Source organism: Bacteroides sp. An322, assembly GCF_002161765.1.
Lineage (GTDB): Bacteria > Bacteroidota > Bacteroidia > Bacteroidales > Bacteroidaceae > Phocaeicola > Phocaeicola merdavium.
The window spans coordinates 1-4,829 of sequence record NZ_NFIN01000052.1; the positions used below are offsets into that span (position 1 = coordinate 1).

General features: G+C 35.7%; 2 protein-coding genes, 1 tRNA gene and 2 pseudogenes. 1 reads left to right on the forward strand and 4 read right to left on the reverse strand.

Going from position 1 to position 4,829, the window contains the following annotated elements; all coding sequences use genetic code 11:
- Window position 1: 1 nt before the first annotated feature.
- Window positions 2-75 (forward strand) — tRNA-Asp (locus tag B5F91_RS14585).
- Between the two features lie 98 nt (window positions 76-173).
- Here the strand turns inward: B5F91_RS14585 and B5F91_RS14590 are convergent.
- The 4 genes and pseudogenes from B5F91_RS14590 to B5F91_RS14605 all read right to left on the reverse strand — a co-directional run bounded on the left by B5F91_RS14590 (window position 174) and on the right by B5F91_RS14605 (window position 4,474).
- Window positions 174-2,606 (reverse strand): leucine-rich repeat protein, encoded by a 2,433-nt coding sequence (locus tag B5F91_RS14590; protein WP_087429749.1) that lies wholly within the window; start codon window positions 2,604-2,606, stop codon window positions 174-176.
- A gap of 226 nt (window positions 2,607-2,832) precedes the next feature.
- Window positions 2,833-3,192 (reverse strand): annotated as a pseudogene (locus B5F91_RS14595) (mobilization protein); the annotation flags it as partial.
- 40 nt (window positions 3,193-3,232) lie between these two features.
- Window positions 3,233-3,607 (reverse strand): annotated as a pseudogene (locus tag B5F91_RS14600) (DUF1016 N-terminal domain-containing protein); the annotation flags it as partial.
- A 240-nt stretch (window positions 3,608-3,847) separates the two neighbouring features.
- Window positions 3,848-4,474 (reverse strand): NUDIX hydrolase, encoded by a 627-nt coding sequence (locus B5F91_RS14605; protein ID WP_087429750.1) that lies wholly within the window; start codon window positions 4,472-4,474, stop codon window positions 3,848-3,850.
- Window positions 4,475-4,829: the final 355 nt, after the last annotated feature.

A 4,829-nucleotide genomic window follows, 5' to 3' on the forward strand; every position in this document is an offset into this window, starting at 1 on the left:
TGGTGCGTTAGTTCAGTTGGTTAGAATACATGCCTGTCACGCATGGGGTCACGGGTTCGAGTCCCGTACGCACCGCAATAAACATTGAAAATCAATGTTTTACAAAATAAACACCCGATTTTACACCCAAGAATGTAAAGTCGGGTGTTTTTATATTACTGGGAAATGATACCCTAAAAAGGCAAATCATCCTCATCTGTGTTGGTTGCTGTTTCTGCTTTTGTTTGTGGAATTGTTATAATCCCTCGTTTTACCATTTCCCAGAAACATTTAACTGTAGCTGATATATCAGAAAACGCATTATGTGCATTTTCGAAGTCAGCGCCAAATAGTTTATTATATAGTTCTTGTAGTTTAGGATAACGGTATCCATAAAAATTCCTCAATTTACAAAAATCTATAGCACTTTTCATGGTACACAAACTTATTGTTCCTTTCCATGATAAAACTTTATTCTCACGATAAAATTCTGCTTCTATAATTTTTTTATCAAAATCTATATTATGTCCTATAATGTATTTTGCTGATTTTATATCAGATTCGAACAAGTCTAAAACTTCATCCAAATTTTCTCCGTTAATTTTTGCATATTCGGTAGATATACCATGTACGGACATGGATTCATTGGGAATAACAAACCCATTTGGCTTTATTATATGATTATGCTTTGCTAATATATTTTGGAATTGGTCTGTAATTATCCAACTCAATTGGATAAGCCGAGGCCAATTCTTTATATCGGAAGATGGGGCATTATAATTTTGGGGTAAACCTGTCGTTTCTGTGTCAAAAAAGAGATATCGGTCTATTACGGGCAGATATTTATCAGCATTACTTTGTAGAATATCCAAGTGTTCATTAAAAAGGTTTTCATCTAAAGTTTTTTGCAGTTTATTGTAAATTTCAGCATTATATTTAATGAATCCACACGCATATAACTGCAATAAATTAAACTTTGCAGATTGAGAATCAGAGTCTGTCAGATATTTTATTGCTAAATCAGAATTACTTGCAATTTCTTTGCTAAAAAGATAACGTAATGCAAGTGAATTTTTACTTTCCGGACTAGAAGTTTCTATAAGCCATGCAATTGTATTTATTTGATGTTCGTGAGGTGAAAGATAACTATCATGGCGACTTTTAATCTTATTGATTTCAGTCAATTCTATTGTGATATCCTTATAATTAGCTGTAAAATAGATTCTTTCGCCACAGTATTTATCTATCATTGAGTCAAGTTCTGTCAAAGTAACTTTTGAAGGAATAATTGTTGGAAGAGTTCCATTTCTGAATCTATATTGCAAGCCGCTAGCATGTAAGGAAGGAGGTAACACCAAATGGTCGCACCACCTCAGTTCCATTCTATAAAAAAGTTTGCAATCTGAATCGCAATATTCATCCTTAGGCTCAAATGATAAAGAATCTATATTTTGTGTAGCTGTATTATCTTCACTTTTAAAAATAATATGGAATCCACACCCATTGCCGCTGCGTACAACCCATGGATAATCTATGGGTAAGTGTAACAATGTGAGAATTTCATTAATAAAACCATTTAAGCCTTCATCAGGATACATAATCTCACTAACCCAAAGACTAGAAATATCTACATCTAATGCCCGATATTGATTATATCCAAGCACTAAACCTATTCCTGCTGATTTCTCCCAATTAAGTTTTAATATGTAATCTAATGATTGTGGTATTATCTTATAGGTTTCCCAGTCTGTGTCTATTGGTTCCTTAAATGATTTATTATTCCTCTTAGGACACTCAGACCATTTCATTTGAGTTATATTCATGTTGAACAACCGATAGTATAAACTCATGTATTTCAGCTCATTTGACAATTTGTCTTGAATAAAATTCAAGGATACGGCTTCCTTTGATAATCCTTTTGAAAAATCCTCTAAGGGAGCAATATATTTAATGTTGGCACAATCTGGAAATGCAGAAAGAACTCTAATGGGAGTGAAATTCCCAAGATAAATTCTTGTTAGATGCTCACATCCGATAAAAGCTGTTGGATCAATATCTATGTCTTTAGACTCGATAATTACACATCTAAGTTCATTGCAATTTTCAAAAGCATTGGGATTTATTGACCGAATATTTTGTGGAATCTTTATTTCTGATAAAGATTCGCAGCCTGAAAATGTTTCAGATGATATGGAAGATATACCATTGGGTATTAGAATTTTGCAAAGATTACAACAATTTTTAAAAGCTTCATATCCCAAGTTACGAATAGAATCTGGAAGAAGTATAGTCGTTAATGATTGGCAATTACTGAATGCTCTAGAAGCAATTTCAAGTAATTGAGATGGAAGAGAAATAGTATGAAGATTTATACATCCACTAAAGCATTCATAAGGTATTTCTTTAACTTCTTTTGGGATATTTATCTCTTCTAGCGATGTGCAATTAGAAAATGCTTGGGATTGTATTTGTGATATTGTGTCAGGCAATATAATCTCCGAAATTTCATAACAATCTTTAAAAGCATGGGAGGCAATCTTTTTTACTCCATTTGGAATGATAATTTTACCTACCATATCTTTAGTACAGGACAAAAGAATTTCGTTATCATCAGAATATGTTATCATACACAAAGTCAATTTATGCTTTTGAGCCCAAAAGTATAAAAAGTATTTGATATTCTATGATTTAACATCAATTTTAACGTTGTAAGAATGCAGCATATCATATTGGGTTAGCCGTTTTGATTGTTTAACTTAACAAATTATTCAGCAGCCATTTCTCCAATTTGAATAATTGAAAAGAGAGTAACTCAAAATGCATTGGTTGCTCTCTTCTGTAGGATTTTAGCTATTACATTTTGAGCCCTCTTCTCTTTCCTGGCTCATCAAGTGTTTTTTGGAATCCACACCGCAATTTGTCAAACTGTTCTTTGAACCATTCACTTATCGGCTGTCTGTTAATGGTCAGTATCAGTTTTCCGTCATCGCTCGGATTCTTTTCTACCTTGAAAATATCATTCTTGATGTCGAACTTCCGTCTGTGTTCTTCGGAATAAATCCTGCCATTGCATCTGATAGCCTCTTTCTTTGTCAGAAGGCTCTCTATCATTTCTTTGGTGAAGCCGATGGCAGCGCACAACTTTTCTATTCTCAACATCTCCTTGAGCATAGGAAACCATTTGAACGTCTTTTCAAGCAGGGTATTCAGCCGTGGGAAGCGAGTTGTTGAGCATAATCATATGGTTTGCCTAATTGATTCTTGCAACAGGTGATGCCATGAACATTTTTTCATGTCCTCAATCGGCATCCGGTAAACGGTGGTTACTGTTTGGGCTACATCTTGAATTTGTGCAAGAGCTTCTTGCGTAAACGATGCGTTGTTTAGATTTCGGATTTTGTCCGTGGTTTTTACACACTTGGAGTAAGTAATAACGTGTGAACTGGCACATATAAGCCAAGTTCCTGACCGAATATCCTTTCTTTTCGGGATAATTGAACCGTATCGCTTGTGCCAGTTGCTTAATAACCTTGCCTCCCCAGCCTTGTCGGTTCTGGTGGTACAATATATAATTGTCTATCTTTCAGTAGTGGAACAGCATCTGCGCATTGGCGGCACTGATGAGGCGGAATATCGAGAGCCAAGGCATTGCAGATGAAAGTCCTTCTTCCGGTATGGGTCCCACAATACGTAATTGGGAGCATTAAAATCAACACCCCAATATACACCCAATAATTGAAAATAGCAAAAGGCATTTAATGATATTTAGTAATATGGTGGATTTGTAATAACTTGATTATTATCAGTATATTGCAATCTTCTTCACTCATTATGTTTATTCCGATTCTTGAAAGTGACAATGCCGTTTTTAATCAAATTCTACTTGCCAATTTTCATCCCGATAAGCCGAGAAGCACATTTCTATTTGTTCCTTCGTATTCTTTTCTTCAGCTAATGCCGGGAGTTCATCTATTCCGAAATAACGGCTCTCTACGGTTTCTATATTAGGTTCAAAGCTCCCGCCCAACACCTTGCAGAGTACAAATACCTTGCATATATTATAAGCGTATGGAGGTTTGTTGTGTTTGTTTCGGTCTTGTAAGGCAATGATGCGCACGGCTTCCACGTCCAATCCTGCTTCTTCCCGTACTTCCTTAACGGTATTTGACCTGATGGTTTGCATGACGTCCACCCATCCGCCGGGCATAGACCATGTGCCGTTCTTTTCTTTTACTAACAGGATCTTATTGCCTGCAAAGATAGCTGCACGTGTGTCCAGTTTTGGAGTTTGAAAGCCCGTTTCGTTACAGAACAAACCTTTTACCCGCTCCAAAGGCAGACCGCTTTGTAAGCTCATCATTTCTGCGGCTATAGCTCTGATACGTCCAAACCGTTCCTTGTCAAAATCGTCTTTTGTATAAGTCAATCCGGCTTGAGCCAGGAACTGAAGTTCTTTCGCCCATTCCATCCATTTCAGATTACAGGTATTATCCATTATTAAAATGCATTTATATATCACGAAGATACGAAAATGAATTGATAAAATCAAATTGTTTTTGTCTGTATGGGCAGGAAAAACAATAAAAAAATAAGAACTAAGCTCTATTTTTTTAGAATCTGGAAAAGTTGTTTGAAAAACTCATCCGTCTTCGTACCCAGTTTCATCCTAATGTGATTCCAATTTCATCCTGCTTGGATTGCCTTTTCACCCTGCTTCCTTTTTTGTGCCATATACCTGGTTGGTTTTTGTGAAAAAAAAATCAGGCGCTGTTTTTTTTCTTCCCGCGTATATAATATAATAATGTATACGGTTCAGTGCACCTAAGTCCTTTCATAAAAAATCATTCATC

Excerpts from the sequence above, each read along its gene's own strand:
- B5F91_RS14590 (WP_087429749.1), bottom strand. The coding sequence starts at position 2,606 with ATGATAACATATTCTGATGATAACGAAATTCTTTTGTCCTGTACTAAA.
- B5F91_RS14605 (WP_087429750.1), bottom strand. The coding sequence starts at position 4,474 with ATGGATAATACCTGTAATCTGAAATGGATGGAATGGGCGAAAGAACTT.